Source organism: Stenotrophomonas sp. 116085_Sma, from assembly GCF_056479585.1.
Genome location: NZ_CM151057.1, coordinates 3,570,464 through 3,590,529 on the forward strand (window position 1 = coordinate 3,570,464; position 20,066 = coordinate 3,590,529).

The following is a 20,066-nucleotide window of genomic DNA, read 5'->3' on the forward strand; positions in this document are numbered from 1 at the left end:
GCCATCATCCGCCTAGCCTTCGGCGACCAGCAGTCCAGAACAAGCTCACTACCTCGGCATGGCGGTCGTGAGCGGCCTTGGTGCCATTCGAGTGACAAGCAGACCACCATCATTCACCAGCGAACGCCTACAGCGGATGTGGCAAGTCAATGGCAATGCCCCTCTGCCTGCCAGCTTGCCGCTGTGTAATCGTCGCCCCTGCCTCCGGGTGGCCGATCAACAGTCCAGCCAAGTTCAGTGAGGCCTTGAAAGGAGTCCGCCTTTTCAAGGCGAACGCAATGCCCAGCCACCACGGCCCGTTCTTGACGAATTCAGGCTTACGGAAATAGACAAAAACGGCTTCCTTGAATCAGGTATGCCTGCGCGTGGCGACCGTCAAGAGCATAGGAGCGAACGAGCCAGCGGCTTTCTCCACCTTTGGCGTCGCCAACCTTGCTCCGTCCATGCAACGCCCGGCGGTTGCTCACCAAGAGGATGTCGCCGGGCTCAAGGGGAACAGCCTGGACATGGCTGGCCACAGCACTCTTAAATGCCTCAAGTGCGTCCCTCCCTACCTGGTCGTCCTCGTCGGCGGTGACTTTCGTGTGGCTGAACCTGACCCACCGTTCTGCGTTTACCGTGTCACGAATTACTGCTGCGCCACGCACTGAATGCCTAACTCCCAGCTTCGCAATCGTTCCGTCTTTGAAAGTGTCCTGACAAATGACGGTGAATTTCCGCTGCATCAATTCCTTGATCACGCCTTCGTCAAGGTCTTCCAGAATTTTTGCGAGGGGCATGATGGTCGTAGGAACTCCATCCGGATTGCGCAGCGCACCTAAGCAAACGAGATCTGGGGAGGGCGCAACAGCTGGATAGTGCGGATCCTCCTCCCCAGGGAAAGGGAAGCTCATGGCATCTGTATGCCCGCGCATCTGCTTCTGCGATTTGAACGCCGTTTGTCCGTCGCCCCCCATACCGACGAGGTTCACGAAGAGGCTGCCCCCGTTCTCTGATCCATAAGACACGGTTAGCTTGCCGATGAGAGCATTGGCTCCAATCACGCAAAGCTGAAGCGCAGCGGTGGTCCCCGTCATTGGAACGGGGACAAATGAGGAGGGTGTCTCGGGGAGGTCTTCTCCGGGAACAAATACCCCTTTGAACAAGGCGACACCGTTTTGCTCCAAGTCCGCTTTGATCTGAGCCGCAGCAGCCACGCAATCAATTCTCTGCGCCAGTTTTGCGCAAATTGCCTGTCCGGCAAGAACTGGATCAAGGACCGCCGTCGAAAGCGTGCCTGTGTTTTCCGTGCAAAATTCAGCCACAGAATCACGTAGGGCGTGCGCAATAACTACATCCATGTTTCCCCCTGTAGGCCCCCAAACTTGACGGGCCTAAATTTAGTGATACAAAATTGATACACCCTTCACGTAGGCGCTGCCAGTGTTAGCTACCAGTCTGAGGAGTCAGCCGATGCCCTCTACTACCCGTGAGAACGATCTGAGAGATCTTCAGCGACTCATCGAACACGCATCGAGCCAACTGCATTCGAGAGCGAAGCTGATAGGCGCAGCTTGCACATATTACAATGATAGCAACCATGCTTTTGAAGTTCATACCACTCTTGGGAGAAGGGAACTACTTCTTGGTAAGGGCCTCAATGAGGAGCAGGCGCTTGCGGCCGCGGTTGAACTTTTGATGCCCGATCTCCTCAAGCGAACGACTGCGCACATTGCCCCTAAGGCTGTATCCGCCGAATCACTTCCGAACAACGCTCGTGTTGTACGGCGGCCACGTCGAACCATTGGAGTTTCGGCACCGGAGTCCTTGTGGTCTGCAGTGAAATTCGCGGGAGAAGGCGCGAAGCAATCGACAGTTGTTCGAATGCTGCTTCGTAAGGGTATGAACCTATTCGACGAAGGACTGAAGCACGATAGGTCCAGCAAGGTCGACGAACGATTTGAGGAAGCGCTGACTGCCTACCGTGGCCCCAGCAGGCCGGTCATGGCGCGAGTCGATGAGCCGCTTTACTGTGAGCTCTTGGTCACTGCCCATGAACACGGTCGGACCCTGTCGTCGTTCTCCGCAAGCTGCTTGGCTGTCGCTCTTAATGCCCAACAAGCGGTGGGCTGAACTTAGCTCTGCATCGGTCGCGTTGAGGCAGACGCGACAGACGGAATGCTAAGGATGTATCAGCCCACCTTGTCGGGTCGCCGCTTGGCATGCAGGAAGCTAGCGAAATCGTCGTCGCCAATGTTCTTGGCCTCTTCCTCTGGCTCCCCCTCTTCCACGCTCGCCCCCGCAGTAAGCAGTGCCTCGGCGACCTGACACTTAACCTCGAAATCGAGCTCCAAGTCACGGGCCAGCCAGACCAAGGGCGGCTGATCCTCATCATCGTCTGTGTAGGTATACGCGTCCGGGCCCAGCCCGGTAGCCAAAAGCGCCGTCACCAGTTCGACATTGCCCATCACGCAAGCGTTGTGCAATTGGGGATACATCAGAGACCGCCCACGCTCCTGGAGGCTTTCTGGCAGCGCCTTCACTGCGTCCAGCATCTCATCGAAGCGTTCGCGGAAAGCCTCACTGCCCCCGTAGAGGTCGTCGAAGCCCATGGCGGCTGCAATGCTTGCGTTCATATCTTTTCCTCTCTGAGGTTGAAGAACCATCACCTATCCAAGTGGGTGCTACGCGCTACGGCATCGGCTTAGGCCAATTGCGCGCTGTCTGTAAAACATGCCCATAGTCGCCTCCCCCGGGGCCGTCTGCCGCGTTACGACACTTCTTTGTCTCGGGCAAAAGGCCGCACTGGCACACCCATCGCATCCCCTGATGCCCAGCGCGCCTCCAGATCATTGGCTCGCTGGGCGGCTTGCGCTCCGCAGAGTTCGTGCATCGCCGCCTTCAGTACCTTTACGTAGGCGGCATGGTAGGGCTCACGCGTCTCTCCGTTGACCCAGGGCGCCTGCAAGGCCACCTCGACCGTGGCATCCCATACATCGCCCCGTTCAAGTGCACCGCTCAGCACATCGTCGCTCACCACCAAGACATGACCGGCCACCTGGCCGTCCACCAACGCCCACTCATGGGGAACCACGGCAATGTCATCGAGCGTGGCCAGCGTGGCAATGCGTCCCAACTTCTTCTGCAGCCTGCTTGCATCGTCCCGGGCCTGCCGCAGGGCCAACTCGATTTCGAGCTCGCGGACCCGTTGCTGGGCTGCGTCCAGTTCGTCGATCAGGCGACGCTCTTTGACACTGCGCCCCACGCGTGAGGCCTGCCAAGCGACAAGTTCGGTGTAAGGGTAACGAACATGCTCGTTCGCCCCTCCACCAGAGCGGCCGGCGCCTTTCACAAAGGGCGGCCCTGCCGGAGGCGTTCGGCGGCGCCACTCGCCAAGCGTGTCGAAGTGCACCCCCAGGTAACGCGCCGCTGCCTTGGTGCTGATCGTAGGAGGCGGCAAGCCTGCGGCGGCTTTGTTCAGTTCAGCATCCAGTGCTGCAGAGCGCTGCTCGAGGTAGTCCTCTTCTTTACGCTGGCATTCCATTGGGTCGCTCCTTATTGAGCGTTGCGCCGGTTTCTTACTGAGAAAATGGAGACTGGGGCATCGCCGGATTCGTCCAACCGAGGCTTGTCCGTCCCCTTCAAGCGATTCCAGACACGAGGACTGGTCGCGACCATGTGCTCCTCCACGCGGCCCATAGCCTCGCGGAGCTTTGACCATTCCTGCTCGGTGTAGCGTTCGGAGACAGCGGCCATGCGATCCTCGCCGCGGCCCAACGTGCGGTGGTGGAGCAGTTGAGACACAATCCGACTCTCGCCGAACAGGAGGGCGGCGTAGCGACCAAGCGTGCGGCGCAGGTCGTGGAGGGTCAGACCAATGTCCACCTCTGCCCGCAGATCGAGCAACCCCGCGTCCCGGCGCACGTTTGCCACAATGCTTTTGCTGTCCGAGTAGTGCCCGGTCGTGCTGCGATCTGATCGGGCGGGAAAGACAAACATGGTTTTGGCCAGCGCGCGGCGTGCACTCTCCACCTCTTTTTCCAGCCGGTCCAGCAGGTCCCGGCGTGCACGCCTGGCTCGAGCGGCGCCCAACACTTCTTCAGCGTCCGCCAAGTCTTGCTTGAGCTTGGTTTCGTCCGCGCGCTCGTCGAAACGCCGCTGCAAAATCTTTTCAGCAAAGTAGGCCACCGGCAGGTAGCGCTCCTCACCGTTCTTGGTGTCAAACAGGTAGACCTGAGAGCCCGCTCGCCTCGTGTAAGGGTTGACCTCATCCGGCCCGGCCAACCAGACCCAGGACACTTCCGACTGGCGCAGCTCGCCCGGGGAGCACCGGTCAAACCAGCGCAGGGGAGCGGCCTCGCCGCGGCGGGTGCCCCAGAGCAAGGTCAGCAGCAAGTAGTCTGCGCCGGTGGCGTTCAAGCCGCCCTGCTCGTCCCGTCGCGCCAAGATCACCTTAAGGACCGTGGGAAGCGTCTCGTCCCCCAACGGATTGCGCACTTCCGCGCGCTCGTAGTGCCGGCGAAGTGCTTGCGAGTCCCGCAGCATGTCGTCGTCGTGGATGACTTGGAACGGGTTGTAACGCAGCACCGGCTCCCGCTGCTGCTGAGCCGCCGTTTTGCGTTCCCGCTTCAGCGCTAGGTCGACCGCCCTCTTCGCGTCTGTGAACGCGTGCTCGGTCGACGCCAAACCGGCCGCTTTCACTCGCTGGATGTACTTCCCGGTCACACCCAACGCTTCGAGCTGTTGCGTGGAGAGCGCGGCCCAATCCGACTGGTTGGCTAGTGCTTGGCGCATCGGGGTGGGGATCCGGTTGGAGCGCACCATGGACGATCGCCGCAGGCCGTCGAACGCACGGTGGATGTCCTTGTCCAACAGCTGAAGGATCGGTTTGTCCGCGAGCCCGACTTCCGGGCGGGCAAACCGCGCCAAGCTGTCTTGGATCGCCCGGATGCTGGCGGGCTTGGCTTTCTTGTTGCGGACGCGCTTCTGCAGGTCCTCAACGTAGGCCGCAAAGCAATCCGCCAGCGTGAGCCCCTTCAGTTCCACCAGCTGCTCGGCTCGGGCCTCTTCCCTCGAAGGATGCTCGCCCGTTTCTCGAACGACCGCCAACTTCCGTCGCGCCAGCTCGTAGGCTTGCTCCGGTCCGATGTCGGTGACGCTGCCCAGGGAGAACCGACGAACCCCGGCCGGGCCTCGGACCACGACTTCATAGGTGGTGCGGGTGGTGCCCACGTAGAAGCCAAAGCCCGTTGGCGCCCCCTGATTGCCGTCCAGGACGCGGTAAGGCTTCCCGGCGTCTGCCGACGGCCGTGGGGCGATGACCACCCTTCCCTGCTTGCCTTCGACCGGGCCCTTGGCCACGCTCAATTCGCAGATTTGCCGGTAGGTCAGCTTAAACTTGGTGCCTCGGCGGCGCGGGGCCTCTGCCTGCGCCGCAACAACCGTATCCATGGTCGATCCGCTGTCTGTCCGTCGCAACATCGATTTGATCCTCTTTGATTGATCAGCGCAACAGCGGCGCAACGAAGAACCCCGTTACTCGCCGTCAGCTGCCGGGATCGACCGCTACAAACCGTAGGAAGTTCTCTTGCAAACCACTGATTCAAAAGCGAAACCGTCTACATCGAAGGCCAGTGCAGAGCACACGCCCCTCATGAAGCAGTTCTTCGCAGCCAAGTCCGACTATCCGGACCTGCTGCTGTTCTTCCGCATGGGCGACTTCTACGAGCTGTTCTACGACGACGCCCGCAAGGCCGCACGCCTGCTCGACATCACCCTGACCCAGCGCGGCAGCTCCGGCGGCGCGCCGATCCCGATGGCCGGCGTGCCGGTGCATGCCTACGAGGGCTACCTGGCCCGGCTGGTGGCGCTGGGCGAATCGGTGGCGATCTGCGAACAGATCGGCGACCCGGCGCTGGCCAAGGGCCTGGTCGAACGCAAGGTGGTGCGCATCGTCACCCCCGGCACCGTCACCGACGAGGCATTGCTGGACGAGCGCCGCGACACCCTGCTGATGGCGTTGTCGCGCAGCAAGCAGGGCTACGGCCTGGCCTGGGCCGACCTGGCCGGTGGCCGCTTCCTGGTCAATGAAGTGGAAACCGACGACGCCCTGGAAGCCGAACTGGCGCGCCTGGAACCAGCCGAGCTGCTGGTGCCCGACGAGGAGAACTGGCCGGAGTTCCTGCGCCAGCGCACCGGTGTACGTCGCCGTGCACCGTGGCTGTTCGATGCCGACAGCGGCCGCCGCCAGCTGCTGAACTTCTTCAAGCTGCATGACCTGAGCGGCTTCGGCATCGACGACAAGCCGCGCGCCACGGCGGCAGCCGGCGCCCTGCTCGGCTATGTCGAGGAAACCCAGAAGCAGCGCCTGCCGCACCTGACCTCGATCGCGATGGAAACCGCCGGCGAGGCGATCGCGATGAACGCCGCCACCCGTCGCCACCTGGAACTGGATACGCGCGTCGACGGTGATACCCGCAACACCCTGCTGGGCGTGCTCGACAGCACGGTGACGCCGATGGGCGGCCGCCTGCTGCGGCGCTGGCTGCATCGTCCGCTGCGCCTGCGCGAGGTGCTGGTGCAGCGCCACCATGCGGTGGAAACCCTGATCGATCGCGGCAGCGACGCCGACATCCGCGAGCAGTTCCGCCGCCTGGGCGACCTGGAACGCATCCTCACCCGCGTGGCGCTGCGCTCGGCGCGCCCGCGCGATTTCTCCACCCTGCGCGACGGCCTGGGCCTGCTGCCAGCGGTGCGCGAGGTGCTGGCGCCGCTGGACTCGCCGCGCCTGCAGGCCCTGCACGCTGCATTGGGCGAACACGACGAGTGTGCGCACCTGCTGGCCAGTGCCATCGCCGACATGCCACCGCTGAAGCTCAGCGATGGCGGCGTGCTGGCCGATGGCTTCGATGAAGAGCTCGACGAGCTGCGCCGCCTGTCCACCCATGCCGACCAGTTCCTGGTCGACCTGGAACAGCGCGAGCGCGAGAGCAGCGGCATCGCCACCCTGAAGGTGGGCTACAACCGCGTGCACGGTTACTACATCGAGATCAGCAAGGGCCAGTCCGACCGCGCGCCGGTGCACTACACCCGCCGCCAGACGCTGACCAATGCCGAGCGCTACATCACCGAAGAACTGAAGGCGTTCGAAGACAAGGTGCTGTCCGCGCGCGACCGTTCACTGTCGCGCGAGAAGTACCTGTACGAGCAGCTGCTGGATACGCTCGGCGGGCAGCTGGAGCCGTTGAAGCAGTGCGCCGCCGCGCTGAGCGAACTGGACGTGCTGGCCGCATTCGCAGAGCGTGCGCAGGCGCTGGACTGGTCGCGCCCGGAGCTGCAGGCCGAGCCCTGCCTGAAGATCGAACGTGGCCGCCATCCGGTGGTCGAGGCGGTGCGCGAGCAGCCCTTCGAACCGAACGACCTGGACCTGCATCCGGACCGTCGCATGCTGGTGATCACCGGCCCGAACATGGGCGGTAAATCGACCTACATGCGGCAGAGCGCGCTGATCGTGCTGCTGGCCCACATCGGCAGCTTCGTGCCGGCCAGCCGTGCGCTGATCGGGCCGATCGACCGCATCCTGACCCGCATCGGTGCCGGCGACGACCTCGCGCGCGGGCAGTCGACCTTCATGGTCGAGATGGCCGAGACCAGCTACATCCTGCACCACGCCACCGCGCATTCGCTGGTGCTGATGGACGAGATCGGCCGTGGCACCTCCACCTACGACGGCCTGGCACTGGCCGACGCGGTCGCCCGCCACCTCGCCTACCAGAACCGCTGCTACACGCTGTTCGCCACCCACTACTTCGAGCTGACCGCGCTGGCCGACGAACAGCACGAGGGCGGCCGCAGCGGCATCGCCAACGTGCACCTGGACGCGGTCGAGCATGGCGAGGCACTGGTGTTCATGCACGCGGTGAAGGATGGCCCGGCCAACCGCAGCTTCGGCCTGCAGGTGGCCGCGCTGGCCGGCCTGCCTCGTGCGACCGTGGCGCAGGCTCGCCGTCGCCTGGCCGAGCTGGAGCAGCGTGGCGGTGAAAGCCATGCCGCCGAATTGGCACCGCACGCACTGGATGCACCGCAGCAGTTCGGCCTGTTCGCCGCCCCGACCAGCAAGGCACAGGAAGCGCTGGCCGCGATCGATCCGGACGAGCTGACCCCGAAGCAGGCGCTGGAAGCCCTGTATCGGCTGAAGGCGCTGCTGTAACCACAGCGCCGCGGGAGGCCTTGGGCCCGGGGAGTTACCCCGGGCTATCGAAAGACCCTGCGAATCCGATTCTGAATTTCAATTGACAGAATCTATCAATCTGAACGGATCAATCGATTATTCATTTCATCTGGCCCTAGCTACAGTCGAGTGAAGATGTTTTCCCACGTCTTCACCGCCACCAGGAGCCAGCCGATGAGCCAGTCCGACAACAACAACGCCAAGTGCCCGTATCACACCGCCCCGTCGCCGGAGCAGGGCGCCGAGCAGCAGCGCGAGCTGAGCACCACGCCCAGGCAGAAGCATGGCGATGACCCGGTCACGCCGATGACCACGGCCTTCGGCGCACCGGTGGTGGACAACCAGAACAGCAAGACCGCCGGCCCGCGCGGCCCGCTGCTGATGGAAGACGTGTGGCTGCTGGAGAAGCTGGCCAACCTCAACCGCGAGATCATTCCCGAGCGCCGCATGCACGCCAAGGGCTCAGGCGCGTTCGGTACCTTCACCGTCACCCACGACATCAGCAAGTACACCCGCGCCAAGCTGTTCGAGAAGGTCGGCAAGCAGACCGAGATGTTCGCCCGCTTCACCACCGTGGCCGGTGAGCGTGGCGCCGCCGACGCCGAGCGCGACATCCGCGGCTTCGCACTGAAGTTCTACACCGAAGAAGGCAACTGGGACCTGGTCGGCAACAACACCCCTGTGTTCTTCCTGCGCGACCCGCGCAAGTTCGCCGACCTCAACAAGGCGGTCAAGCGCGACCCGCACACCAACCTGCGCAGCGCGCGAAACAACTGGGATTTCTGGACGCTGCTGCCCGAAGCCCTGCTGCAGGTGACCGTGGTGATGAGCGACCGCGGCATCCCGCGCAGCTTCCGCCACATGCACGGTTTCGGCTCTCACACCTACAGCTTCACCAATGCTGACAGCGAACGCTTCTGGGTGAAGTTCCACTTCGTCAGCCAGCAGGGCATCGAATCGCTGACCGACGCGCAGGCGCAGATCCTGGTCGGCCATGACCGCGAAAGCCACGGCCGCGACCTGTTCGCCGCGATCGAGAAGGGCGATTTCCCGAAGTGGAAGCTGTTCATCCAGGTCATGCCGGAGCTGGAGGCGGAAACCTATCGCGTGCATCCCTTCGACCTGACCAAGGTGTGGCCGAAGAGCGACTACCCGCTGATCGAAGTGGGCCAGTTCGAACTGAACCGCAACCCGGTCAACTGGTATCAGGACGTGGAGCAGTCGGCATTCGCACCGAGCAACCTGGTGCCGGGCATCGGCCCGTCGCCGGACAAGATGCTGCAGGCGCGCCTGTTCGCCTATTCCGATGCGCAGCGCTACCGCCTGGGTGTGAACCACCACCAGATTCCGGTGAACGCCGCACGCTGCCCGGTGCACAGCAACCACCGTGACGGTGCGATGCGCGTGGACGGCAACTATGGTGGCCTGCCGCACTACGAGCCGAACAGCTACGGCCAGTGGCAGGAACAGCCGCAGTACCGCGAGCCGCCGATGAAGATCCGCGGCGACGCCGACTTCTGGAATTTCCGTGAAGACGACGCCGACTACTTCAGCCAGCCCGGTGCCCTGTTCCGCAGCTACAACCAGGCCCAGAAGGACCGCCTGTTCGCCAACACCGCCCGCGCCCTGGGCGATGCGCCGGACTTCATCAAGCAGCGCCATATCGACAACTGCAGCAAGGCCGACCCGGCCTACGGCGCCGGTGTGGCCGCGGCCCTGAAGGCGCTGGCCAGCCAGCCGTCGGATCCGTTCAAGCCGGCGCAGCCGGAAACCGACTTCCCGGCCGCCACCCCGGGCGCGGAAGACATCGAGCTCTGACCGTCCCTCCGCCCGTACGCACGCCGCCCCCCTGTGGGGCGGCGTCGCCGTTTTAACGGCCCGCGTCGTATCGTCTGCACGCCCAAACCCAATCAAGGAGCCCCCTGATGAGCCTGACCGATGAACTTCTCTCCAAACTGCAGGGCGCCCCGCTGCAGCAGGTGTCGCAGCAGCTCGGCATCAGCGACACCCAGGCCTCCGGTGCGATCAGTGCCGCACTGCCGGTGCTGATGGGCGCGCTGGGCAACAACGCCTCGCAGCCACAGGGCGCCCAGGCGCTGCTCGGCGCACTGCAGAACAACCACAGTGGGCTGGACCTGGGCAGCGTGCTCGGTTCGGTGCTGGGCGGCGGTGGCGGTGGTGCCGCCAGTGACGGTGCAGGCATCCTCGGCCACATCTTCGGCGGCAGCCAGCAGAAGGTGGAAACCGGCCTGGCCCAGGCCACCCAGCTCGACAGCGGCCGCACCAGCCAGCTGCTGCAGATCCTCGCCCCGATCGTGATGGCCTTCCTCGCCCAGCGCCTCGGCGGTGGCCAGGCCGATGCCGGCTCGCTCAGCCAGGCGCTGGGCCAGGAGAAGCAGCAGGTGCAGCAGCAGGGCGGTCTCGCCGGTGGTCTGCTTGGCAGCCTGCTGGACCAGGACGGCGATGGCCAGCTGGGTGTGGGCGACCTGCTGAAGCTGGGCGGCAACCTGCTCGGTGGCAAGCGCTGACCGAAGATGTCGCCGGGTATGGCTCGGCGCTATCGGGGCGTCGCGTTGATTGGTATCCGCCGAGCGCATGATCGGAATTTCAATGGGTAGCGCCGGGCCATGCCCGGCGTCTTACCGGTTGCCTGCCTTCAGCCGCTCCAGGATCGGTGCGAGCAACGGCGCCTGCATCGAACGCGGCGGTGCCACGGTCTTCCCCTTCTCCTGCGCCTGCCAGTACGACCACGGCAGCGGCCCGTCGCCCAGCTCGTAGTCCATGCCATCCCAGGCATCCTCGCGGAAGGCGTAGAACGCCCAATGCACCTTTTCCTGCTCCAGCACCTGCAGCACATCCTGCAGGTAGCGCTGGCAGTCGGGCCAGCGCCGCATGCAACCGAACTCGCCCACCACAATGCGGTTGGCCCCCACGCCATGCGTCTTCGCCCAGTCCATCGGCTGCTGCAGGTAACTGCGCACACGCGTGGCATCCCAGCGTTCGCTGTGCTCGCCAAACGGCACCACGCCCGGGTAGCGATACGGCGTGGTGCGCTTCTGGTTTGGCGCGCTGGTGGCGGCATACGGCTCATACATGTGCACGCTGTACAGGAGTTTCGCGTCTGCCAGCGGCGCCGGCCAGTAGTTGAAACCGTCGGCAGCGGCGTACCAGCCGGCATCCAGCATCAACGGCATGTCCGCATCGACCGCGCGGATGCTGGCGATCAGTTCCGAATAGAAACGACGCAGATCGCGCGGCCCGTCCTGCACACCGGTGTACCACTGGCGCATGGCCTCTGCTGAAGCATGCTCGGCCAGGCCAGCACCGTATTCGGGAACCGGTTCGTTGATCAGGTTGTAGGCGGCCAGCGCGGGATGGCCCTTCAATGCCTTGGCGAGGTCGTTCCAGAAGCGCCGCGCGGGAACGTGGTTGTCGAAGGATTGCCACAGGCGCGGGTCGACCTTGCCATCATTCTTCTGCTTCCAGCGCAGCAGGGGCAGCGACAGCGGCACCAGCACCACCTTCAGGCCCGCGGCATTGGCGTCATCCAGCGCGCGGCGCAGGGTCGCCACATCCGCCTGCACCAGCCCTTGGTAATCGTCGGCGTCGCCCATCAGGAAATCGCGGCCGCCGGCACTTTTCCACTTGTCCGGGCTCAGCCGTACCCAGGTCGCGCCGGTGTCACGCAACGCCTGGAAATAGGCACGGTCAGGTGGTGCTTCGTTGAAGCTGTTGCCACCGCGCTGCGGCATATCCCAGAAGGTGATGTCGGCGGCGGACGCCGGGACGGCAGTGGCGAGGGTCAGGCACAGCAGGCTGCGGCGCAGGCGCATTGCGATCTTCCATGAGAAGGAAGATCCAACCTGCGGGGCGCAAGCCGAACGGTAGCTGAGCGCGCGCGGCACAGCGCACGCCGCGCGGCCATGAACCGGTAGATACCAACTTTGGTTGGCAGCCAGGCACAACGCCCACCAAGGTGGGCAACTACCGTCAAAGCGCGTCCAGGTCACCCAGCGCGCGGATCAACCGACGTGCGCGCTTGTCAGGCTTGTGCTCCGGCGGCTGGAACCCGTCGCGTGCGGCGATGCGCAGCGCACGCTGCTCGGCACGACGCGCCTTCGAGGCCTCGCTCTCGGCATACAGCTGCTGCGCCGCCGGGGCCGGCCCGCGCTGATCGCTCAGGCCCAGCACCTGGATCTCGAAATGCTCCTCGCCACGATCCACCTGCAGCTGCTCGCCCACGCGCACCGCGCGCGAGGATTTCGGACGCTGGCCGGCGACGCTGACCTTGCCGGTTTCGATGGCCTGCTTGGCCAGGCTGCGGGTCTTGAAGAAACGGGCCGCCCACAGCCAGATGTCCAGGCGGACACTGGGCGACAGCGGGGAAAGTTCATGCATCGATCTGGACTACTCCGGTGGCTTGTTCAGAGGGCGCGGATGGTCGGGGTCGGTCCGGCAACCGGTGCCGCCGATCAGCGTCGGCACACCCGCGGACAGATCCTGGCGCTGGCTGCCGACCAGGCACTCGGGGCGGTCGGTCGGCCGCACCTGGGTATCGCCCAGCCGGTCACCTGTCGAACATGCGGCCAGTGCGGCGCCGATCAAGGCCAGCGCCAGAGCCCGCGTCACCTGCAGTCGTTGATGCATTGCCACATCCCGCAAACCGGCTTGGTGCTAGTGTGCGCCTCCCGGGATTCGATCACCACTCCATGGCCAAAGCGCCGCTTGACCTGACCTCCGGCCCGATCGGCCGCAATCTCCTGTTGTTTTCCCTGCCGATCCTGGCGGGCAACATCGCGCAGTCGCTGAACGGATCGGTGAATGCGGTCTGGGTCGGGCGCTTCCTCGGCGAGGCGGCGCTGACCGCCACCGCGAACGCCAACAACATCATGTTCTTCCTGATCGGCTCGGTGTTCGGCTTCGGCATGGCCTCGACCATCCTGATCGGCCAGGCGATCGGCGCGCGCGACATCGCGCAGGCGCGGCGCGTAGTCGGCACCAGCGCCACCTTCTTCATCGGCCTGTCGGTGATCATCGCCATTGCCGGTTGGTTCATGGCGCACCCCTTGCTGGCGGCAATGGGTACGCCAGCCGCCTCGCTGCCGCTGGCCGAGGCCTACCTGCGGATCATCTTCCTGGCGATGCCAACGCTGTATGCGTTCGCCTTCCTCACCGCCGCGCTGCGTGGTGCCGGCGATTCGCGCACGCCGTTCCGCTTCCTGATGGTCTCGGTGGCGCTGGACATCGTGCTGAACCCGGTGCTGATCTTCGGCATGGGGCCGTTCCCCGCGCTCGGCATTGCCGGTTCGGCCTGGGCCACCCTGGTCGCGCAGACGCTCTCGCTGGCCGGCCTGCTGCTGTACATGCGGCACAAGCGCCACACGCTGTGGCTGGGCCGCGCCGACATGCGCCTGTTCAAGCTCGACCTGACCATCCTCAAGGCACTGGTGCTCAAGGGCGTGCCGATGGGCCTGCAGATGGTGTTGATCTCGCTGTCGGTGATCCTGCTGATGACCATGGTCAATCAGTACGGCACCGATACCGGCGCCGGTTATGGCGCCGCGCTGCAGCTGTGGAACTACCTGCAGATGCCGGCGATGGCGATCGGTGCAGCGTGCTCGTCGATGGCCGCACAGAACGTCGGTGCGCAGCGCTGGGACCGTGTACGCGGCACTGCGCGCCAGGGCGTGCTGTTCAACTTCCTGCTGACCGGCGCACTGATCCTGCCACTGGTGGTGTTCGACCGGCAGCTGCTGGCGCTGTTCCTGCCTCCGGCCAGCCAGGCGCTGGACATCGCCCGCCACCTCAATCACGTGGTGATCGGCTCGTTCCTGTTCTTCGGTGTCAGCTTCGTCATCTCCGGCGTGGTGCGCTCCACTGGCGCGGTGATTCCGCCGCTGCTGATCCTGGCCGGTTCGCTGTGGGGCGTGCGTGTGCCGTTCGCCGAACTGCTGCAGCCGTACTGGGGCGCCGACGCGATCTGGTGGAGTTTCCCGGTCAGCTCGTTCGTGTCGATGCTGCTGTCGCTGGCGTATTACCGCTGGGGTGGCTGGCGCAAGGCGAAGATGATCGGCAAGCCCTCCCACGCCGAGGAACTGGCCACGCCGTCGGAGATTCCGGCTTGTCCGCCGTCGCCGGTGGCCGATCCGGACGCCGCGCTGGATGCCACTCCGCCGCGGTGAGGCGGGTGCGAACCGTTGGCCCGCACGGTGCATCGGGTAGGTGCGGACCGTTGGTCCGCACAGGCACAGCCTCCCAGCCGAGCGTGGGCTCGGCTCTACGGGAAGCGGTCAGCGTTTCTTCTTTGCGGCGTTGAACTTCGCGGCTTCCCGCAACAACGCCTTCAACGCCGCGGCATTGGGCATCGCACCTTCATGGATGTCGATCGCACGCCGCGTGTTGCCATCCAGGCTGGCGTTGAACAGGCCCTTCGGATCGGCCAGCGCCGCACCGTTGGCGAAGGTGAGCTTCACCGCCTGCTTGTAGGTCTCGCCGGTGCACAGGATGCCGTTGTGCTCCCACACCGGCGTGCCACGCCACTTCCAGGTTTCCTGCACGTCAGGCAACGCCTCATGGATCAATGCACGCACGCGGGCCAGCGTTTCGCCGCGCCAGTCGCCCAGCTCGGCGATGCGCGCATCGATCAGTTCAGCCGCCGTGGTTCCGGCGTCGTCAGGGTTCGGCGCGTGCGTGGTCATCAGCGGTTCTCGTCGGCAAGGAGATCGTAACGGTGGACTTACATGCGTTCTCCAGGCAATGCGGCCGCCTGGCGCACCCAGTCGAGGAACTGTGCCTCATCCCGCACGCCATCCTGCTCGATGTGCAGGTAACGCGTATCGGCACTTTTGGACGGCTCCGGCGGCACCGGCCTCAGCGCGGCGCCGCGGAAGAACGCGACCTTTATGTAGCGGGTGAAGCAATGGAAGCTGAGGAACCAGCCTTCGCCCCTGGCCACCGAGTACATCGGCGAGTTCCACTTCACCGCCTTGTGCACGCCGGGTACGGCCTGTTCGATCAGCGCATCCAGCTGTTCGCCGATCGGACGTTTCCAGTCCGGCATGGCGGCAATGTAGGCCTGCACCGGGGCATTGCCCTCGCCCTTGGCGATCTGCGGGTTGCCGCCGGACAGCAGTGTTGGGGCGGCGGAGGGTGCGGTTCGCTTGGCGGGCATCGCACGGCACGTCCATCGGGATGATGCCGTCAGCCTAGCGCGACGCGCGCCTGCTGGTCACGGCGCGGTGCGCCATCAGCTCAGTCCGCCTGCCGCGCGCGGAACTGCCGCCAGTCCGGCAGCTTGCGGTGGCGGCGCAGCGAGCGCATCAGGGCCGCCATCACCACGCCGAACAGCGCGCCGGCCAACAGACCGGCCACCAGCAGCAGCGCCAGCGGGCGCTCGCTGCCCTGCCACAGCATCAGCCATATCAGCGCGGTCCAGAACAACCCGAACAGCAGGCCCTGCACCAGCGCATTGATGCCGAAGCCGGCCAGGATCGGTGGCGGCAGCGCAATGCCCAGGCGCCATAGCAGGCGGTACAGCAGCGGCGCCGACTGCACGCGCGCCAGCCCCTTGCCGTCGAGGAAGCGCAACGCCGACTGGATCACGGCGGGATAGCGCGGATTGATGTCGTTCATCACCTGATCGTGGCCGATGCGATGCCGGAAACGCAAACGGCCACCCGAAGGTGGCCGTCGCGGCAACAACCGAAGTTGTTTATCAGGCCTTATCGGCCAGACGGGCAGCCTTGGCGGCAGCAGCGGCAGCCAGGTCTTCCTTGATGCGGGCAGCCTTGCCTTCCAGGCCACGCAGGTAGTACAGCTTGCCGGCGCGGACCTTACCACGACGCTTCACTTCGACCGAGTCGATGATGGCGCTGTGGGTCTGGAAAACGCGCTCGACGCCGTAGCCGTGCGAGATCTTGCGGACGGTGAACGAGGAGTTCAGGCCGGCGTTCTTGGTGGCGATGACGACGCCTTCGTAGGCCTGCACGCGCTCGCGGCTGCCTTCCTTCACCTTCACGTTGACGACAACGGTGTCGCCCTGGCTGAACTTCGGCAGTTCACGGGTGATCTGGGCGGATTCGAATTCCGCGACGATGGACTTGTTCAGCTTGCTCATGGGTTACACCGATTCTTGTTCGGGTGGGCGTGTCGTGTCGACAACGTAGGCTCATGCAGTCACCGGACTGTGCTGCACGTTTGTTGTGGGTACTGCGCGCGCCGGCCGAGGCTGGCGGTAATTGACCATGATAGCCGATAAAGCCGGCCCTGCGCTAGGGGTCGGCCTTCTGTCTCTGGGCTTGGCGGGCCTGTTCCAGCAGCTTGCGGTCAGCCTTGCCCAGCGCCTGTTCATCCAGCAGGTCCGGGCGCCGCTGGGCGGTACGGACCAGCGACTGCTGGCGGCGCCAGGCGGCGATGGCCGCATGGTTGCCCGAGCGCAGCACGTCCGGCACGTCACCCAGCGGGTGCTGGGCCGGCTGGCTGTAGTGCGGGCAGTCGAGCAGGCCCAGGTCACCTTCGAAGCTGTCCTGGGCGGCCGATTCAGCGTCGTTCAGCGCCCCGTCCTGCAGGCGGGCCACGGCGTCGATGATCACTGCCGCACCCAGTTCGCCGCCAGACAGCACGTAGTCGCCGAGGGAAATCTCCTCGTCGACATTGGCCTCCAGGAAACGCTCGTCGATGCCTTCATAACGGCCGCAGAGCAGGACCATGCGCGGCAATGCCGCCAGTTCCCGCACCTTGGCCTGGGTCAACGGCGCCCCCTGCGGGCTGAGGTAAATCACCCGCGCCGGGGTCGGATCAGCGTCGCGGATCGCCTGCAGGCAGGCCTGCAGCGGCTCGATCAGCATCACCATGCCCGGGCCACCGCCGAACGGACGGTCGTCCACCCGGCGGTAGTTGCCTTCGGCGTAATCACGGGGATTCCAGCCATGCAGGCTGAACAACCCCTTCTCCTGCGCGCGCCCGACCACGCCCAGTCCGGCGGACTGGGCGAGGAACTCGGGGAACAGGGTGATGACGTCGAAACGCATGCTCACACTCAGAACTCGGGATCCCAGTCGACCACGACCAGGTTGGCCTCGAAGTCGACCGATTTGACGAAGTCCGGCTGCACGAACGGAATCATCCGCTCGCGGTCACCCCGGACCACCACCACGTCATTGGCGCCGGTGCTGAACAGGTGCGAGACCTGGCCCAGGGCAACGCCCTCGGTGGTCTTCACATCCAGGCCTTCCAGGTCCACCCAGTAATACTCATCGGGCTTCGGCGGCGGCAGGGCACTGCGGGCCACGTAGATCTCGGTGCCGCGCATCGCTTCGACCGCATCACGGTCCTCGACACCGGGGAAACGGGCGACCAGGTGCTTGCCGCTGTCGCGGCCACGCACACCTTCAATCGTGGTTTCCACGCCGGACGGGCTGCGCACGATCCACGGCTGGTAACGGAAAATGGCGGAACGTGGCTCGGTCCAGGACTCGAGCTTGATCTCGCCGCGCACACCAAAAGCGCCGACAACCCTGCCCAGCAGGATGCGGCGCTCGATATCTTTCATCTGCTTCAACCAAGAGGGCCACGCCGAAGCGTGGCCCGTCAGGATCAGGCCGCAGCGGCCTGGGACTTGGTCGCTTCCTTGATCAGGTTGCGGACCTTGTCGGTCGGCTGGGCGCCGTTCTTGACCCAATGGTCAACGCGGGCCAGGTCCAGCTCGATGCGCTTCTCGCCGCCCTGGGCGACCGGGTTGTAGAAACCAACGCGCTCGATGTTGCGGCCGTCGCGCGCGCTGCGCACGTCGGTGACGATGATGTGGTAGAACGGACGCTTCTTGGCGCCGCCGCGGGTCAGTCGAATCTTGACCATGGTGTTTTTCCTATTGCCCAGTCGCCAGGATGGCGAGGTAAGCGGGCGATTATAGCGGCAGAGCTCGGCCGAGCCAACCCCAGGGGTGAACTCCCGGGGTCAGATCCCTTTTGCGCCGCAAAAGGGATCACCCCAATCTGTCCCAAGGCACCGCCGCCAGCACCGCCCTTCCCTGTTCAGCCAAGGCCTGCGAGCCGGGCAGGACATGCCCGTCGATGGCCTCCAGCGCCCACAGGCCGCTGGCGTTGCAGGCGAAGGCGGCCTTCACACCGGCCAGATCCGCCAGCTGCAGAGGCTGCGTGGCCTGCGGGCCCGGCCAGTGCCGCTTCAGCAGCGCCTCGGCCGTACCGCGCAGGGCCGGCGCCTGCGGCCAGAGCAACCGTTCACCATCGTGCACAGCCAGGTTCCAGGTGCTGCCTTCACTCACGTGGCCCTCGGCGGTCACGAACAGCACATCGTCGAATCCTTCCGCCATCGCCGCGCGACGCTCGGCGAACAGGCCAAAGGTGCCCACATGCTTGAGCTGCGGCAGTTCACGCTGCCAGGCCACGCTTCGCACGCGCTTTGAGGCGGTCAGCGTCACCGGCGCGGACACCGCCACCAGCACGTCCACCGGCACCGCCGCGAGCGGGTTTCGGAAATCGAAGCGACGCGAGTACACCGTCACCCGCAGCGAGGCATCGCCCAGGCCGGCCTGCCGCAGCGCCTGCGCCATCCAACCCCGCACCTGCGCCGTATCCAGCTCGCTGCCGAACAGTTCGCGCGTGGCCTGCGACAGCCGCGCCAGATGCAGGTCCAGTCCCTGCACGGCGTGGTCGCGCACCTGCAGCGAAGTGAAGTGGCCGTAGTTCACCAGCGCCGGCAGCAGATCCTCGACCTGTGCCGGCAGGCCGTTACAGGTCAGCGTCATCGCAGCAGTGCCTGCGCCTGTTCCCACATGCCGCGCAGCACGTCGGCGGCCGGCTGTGCCGGCGCCATCCACGCCGACTGCCCGGCCCAGGCCTGCATCGCCGCCAGGCGGTTTTCCTGCGCAGCCTGCTTGCGCATCGGCGCGGTCAGGCCGCGCTGCACCGGATACGGACGCGGCGCCGGGGCGCCTTCCGCAGCGGCCGCGCGTACATAGGGTGTCGCCAGGCCGCGGCCCAGGCGGCCACTGAAGGCGCGGGTCGGCCAGGTATCTTCCGGTTCGCTGGCGGCCAGCCCATCGGCCCACGCCGAGGCGATCGCCGCTTCGGGCGTGCGCAGGAAGGCGGTGCCGATCTGCACGGCGCTGGCCCCCAGGGTGAGTGCGGCCGCGATGCCACGGCCATCGGCGATACCGCCAGCGGCAATCACTGGAATCTGCAGGTGATCGGCCAGGCGCGGCAGCAACGCGAACAGGCCGACCAGCTGGCGCTCGGCCATTGCCGGATCGAACGCACCGCGATGGCCACCGGCCTCCATGCCCTGCGCCACCACCGCGTCCGCACCGGCGTCCTGTGCGGCACGCGCTTCGGACAGCGTAGTCGCACAGGCGATCCAGGCAATGCCGGCGTCCTTCAGCTGCTGCACGTGGCGCGGCAGCAACACGCCCATGATGGTCGAGGCCACCGCCGGGCGCGCGGCCAGCAGTGCGGCGAACTGTTCTTCGAAGTCGGCGGGCGTGGCATCGGCGGCGCTGGCCGGCACGTCCGGGCCCCACTGCGCCAGGAAAGCGCGGCTGGCGGCCTCGGCGGCAACGTCACGGGTAGGTACGGGGTCCGGCACCCACAGGTTCACCTGCGCCGGGCCGGTGGAGGTCGCGCGGAAGTCCTCCATCCAACGACCGATATCGGCCGATGACGACAGCACCGCGCCCATTGCCCCCATGCTGCCGGCATTGGCCAGCGCGGCCGACAACGGTACCGGGCAGGCGCCGGCCATAGGTGCCAGCAGGATCGGAAGCTGCAATGAAAAACGCCGACAGAAGGTGTCGGCGCGTTCAAGAATCGGCGATGCGTTCACGCGACATACCCGTTGGAGA

At 65.4% G+C, this 20,066-nt stretch carries 20 protein-coding genes and 1 pseudogene; 5 read left to right on the forward strand and 16 right to left on the reverse strand.

Features of this window, described 5'->3' with window-relative positions:
• Positions 1-317: 317 nt before the first annotated feature.
• Positions 318-1,340, reverse strand: a complete 1,023-nt coding sequence (locus ACZK0Z_RS16725; protein ID WP_197577812.1) for a TauD/TfdA family dioxygenase — start codon at positions 1,338-1,340, stop codon at positions 318-320.
• Positions 1,341-1,452: 112 nt separating this feature from the next.
• Between ACZK0Z_RS16725 and ACZK0Z_RS16730 the strand changes: the two genes are divergently transcribed.
• Positions 1,453-2,112, forward strand: coding sequence for a hypothetical protein (locus ACZK0Z_RS16730; RefSeq protein ID WP_197577813.1), 660 nt, complete (start codon positions 1,453-1,455; stop codon positions 2,110-2,112).
• A gap of 59 nt (positions 2,113-2,171) precedes the next feature.
• On the opposite strand, the gene ACZK0Z_RS16735 is transcribed toward ACZK0Z_RS16730, so the two are convergent.
• From ACZK0Z_RS16735 to ACZK0Z_RS16745, 3 genes are all read right to left on the reverse strand, one after another.
• Positions 2,172-2,615 (reverse strand): hypothetical protein, encoded by a 444-nt coding sequence (locus tag ACZK0Z_RS16735; RefSeq protein WP_197577814.1) that lies wholly within the window; start codon positions 2,613-2,615, stop codon positions 2,172-2,174.
• 134 nt (positions 2,616-2,749) lie between these two features.
• On the reverse strand, positions 2,750-3,523 hold the full coding sequence (locus ACZK0Z_RS16740) for a nucleotide-binding protein (RefSeq protein WP_197577815.1): 774 nt from the start codon (positions 3,521-3,523) through the stop codon (positions 2,750-2,752).
• A gap of 11 nt (positions 3,524-3,534) precedes the next feature.
• Positions 3,535-5,460 (reverse strand): site-specific integrase, encoded by a 1,926-nt coding sequence (locus tag ACZK0Z_RS16745; protein ID WP_197577816.1) that lies wholly within the window; start codon positions 5,458-5,460, stop codon positions 3,535-3,537.
• 106 nt (positions 5,461-5,566) lie between these two features.
• Here ACZK0Z_RS16745 and mutS point away from each other — a divergent pair, with 106 nt between their 5' ends.
• From mutS to ACZK0Z_RS16760, 3 genes are all read left to right on the forward strand, one after another.
• Entirely contained in the window at positions 5,567-8,188 is a 2,622-nt protein-coding gene (mutS, locus tag ACZK0Z_RS16750) for a DNA mismatch repair protein MutS (RefSeq protein ID WP_404830717.1), read from the forward strand.
• Between the two features lie 195 nt (positions 8,189-8,383).
• Positions 8,384-10,027, forward strand: coding sequence for a catalase (locus ACZK0Z_RS16755; protein WP_049429957.1), 1,644 nt, complete (start codon positions 8,384-8,386; stop codon positions 10,025-10,027).
• Positions 10,028-10,134: 107 nt separating this feature from the next.
• Positions 10,135-10,737: a DUF937 domain-containing protein gene (locus ACZK0Z_RS16760; protein WP_049429956.1), complete on the forward strand. Its 603-nt coding sequence runs from the start codon at positions 10,135-10,137 to the stop codon at positions 10,735-10,737.
• 111 nt (positions 10,738-10,848) lie between these two features.
• Here ACZK0Z_RS16760 and ACZK0Z_RS16765 read toward each other — a convergent pair whose 3' ends face one another.
• The 3 genes from ACZK0Z_RS16765 to ACZK0Z_RS16775 form a co-directional block, all read right to left on the reverse strand.
• On the reverse strand, positions 10,849-12,042 hold the full coding sequence (locus ACZK0Z_RS16765) for a glycoside hydrolase family 5 protein (RefSeq protein WP_336339792.1): 1,194 nt from the start codon (positions 12,040-12,042) through the stop codon (positions 10,849-10,851).
• 157 nt (positions 12,043-12,199) lie between these two features.
• Positions 12,200-12,607, reverse strand: a complete 408-nt coding sequence (locus ACZK0Z_RS16770; protein WP_049446976.1) for an RNA-binding S4 domain-containing protein — start codon at positions 12,605-12,607, stop codon at positions 12,200-12,202.
• Between the two features lie 9 nt (positions 12,608-12,616).
• Positions 12,617-12,856, reverse strand: coding sequence for a hypothetical protein (locus ACZK0Z_RS16775; protein WP_049446978.1), 240 nt, complete (start codon positions 12,854-12,856; stop codon positions 12,617-12,619).
• Positions 12,857-12,918: 62 nt separating this feature from the next.
• Here ACZK0Z_RS16775 and ACZK0Z_RS16780 point away from each other — a divergent pair, with 62 nt between their 5' ends.
• Positions 12,919-14,391, forward strand: coding sequence for an MATE family efflux transporter (locus ACZK0Z_RS16780; protein WP_049446980.1), 1,473 nt, complete (start codon positions 12,919-12,921; stop codon positions 14,389-14,391).
• A gap of 108 nt (positions 14,392-14,499) precedes the next feature.
• On the opposite strand, the gene ACZK0Z_RS16785 is transcribed toward ACZK0Z_RS16780, so the two are convergent.
• The 9 genes and pseudogenes from ACZK0Z_RS16785 to ACZK0Z_RS16825 all read right to left on the reverse strand — a co-directional run bounded on the left by ACZK0Z_RS16785 (position 14,500) and on the right by ACZK0Z_RS16825 (position 20,047).
• Entirely contained in the window at positions 14,500-14,907 is a 408-nt protein-coding gene (locus tag ACZK0Z_RS16785; protein ID WP_049431216.1) for a DUF1801 domain-containing protein, read from the reverse strand.
• A gap of 38 nt (positions 14,908-14,945) precedes the next feature.
• On the reverse strand, positions 14,946-15,380 hold the full coding sequence (locus tag ACZK0Z_RS16790) for a DUF1801 domain-containing protein (RefSeq protein WP_049431215.1): 435 nt from the start codon (positions 15,378-15,380) through the stop codon (positions 14,946-14,948).
• Positions 15,381-15,460: 80 nt separating this feature from the next.
• Complete coding sequence (locus tag ACZK0Z_RS16795; protein ID WP_049431213.1) at positions 15,461-15,841, reverse strand: DUF6404 family protein; 381 nt, start codon at positions 15,839-15,841, stop codon at positions 15,461-15,463.
• A gap of 82 nt (positions 15,842-15,923) precedes the next feature.
• Positions 15,924-16,325: a 50S ribosomal protein L19 gene (rplS, locus tag ACZK0Z_RS16800; RefSeq protein WP_005415736.1), complete on the reverse strand. Its 402-nt coding sequence runs from the start codon at positions 16,323-16,325 to the stop codon at positions 15,924-15,926.
• Positions 16,326-16,479: 154 nt separating this feature from the next.
• Positions 16,480-17,238, reverse strand: a complete 759-nt coding sequence (gene trmD / locus ACZK0Z_RS16805) for a tRNA (guanosine(37)-N1)-methyltransferase TrmD (protein WP_049431211.1) — start codon at positions 17,236-17,238, stop codon at positions 16,480-16,482.
• An 8-nt stretch (positions 17,239-17,246) separates the two neighbouring features.
• Positions 17,247-17,759, reverse strand: coding sequence for a ribosome maturation factor RimM (gene rimM / locus ACZK0Z_RS16810; protein WP_049431209.1), 513 nt, complete (start codon positions 17,757-17,759; stop codon positions 17,247-17,249).
• 44 nt (positions 17,760-17,803) lie between these two features.
• Positions 17,804-18,064 carry a 30S ribosomal protein S16 gene (gene rpsP, locus ACZK0Z_RS16815; protein WP_005408594.1) on the reverse strand — a complete coding sequence of 87 codons (261 nt, stop codon included), beginning with the start codon at positions 18,062-18,064 and terminating at the stop codon, positions 17,804-17,806.
• Positions 18,065-18,163: 99 nt separating this feature from the next.
• Positions 18,164-18,974, reverse strand: a pseudogene (locus ACZK0Z_RS16820) (aminotransferase class IV family protein).
• Positions 18,971-20,047, reverse strand: a complete 1,077-nt coding sequence (locus ACZK0Z_RS16825; RefSeq protein WP_049431204.1) for an NAD(P)H-dependent flavin oxidoreductase — start codon at positions 20,045-20,047, stop codon at positions 18,971-18,973. Before ACZK0Z_RS16825 ends, ACZK0Z_RS16820 begins: the two are co-directional and overlap by 4 nt.
• Positions 20,048-20,066: the final 19 nt, after the last annotated feature.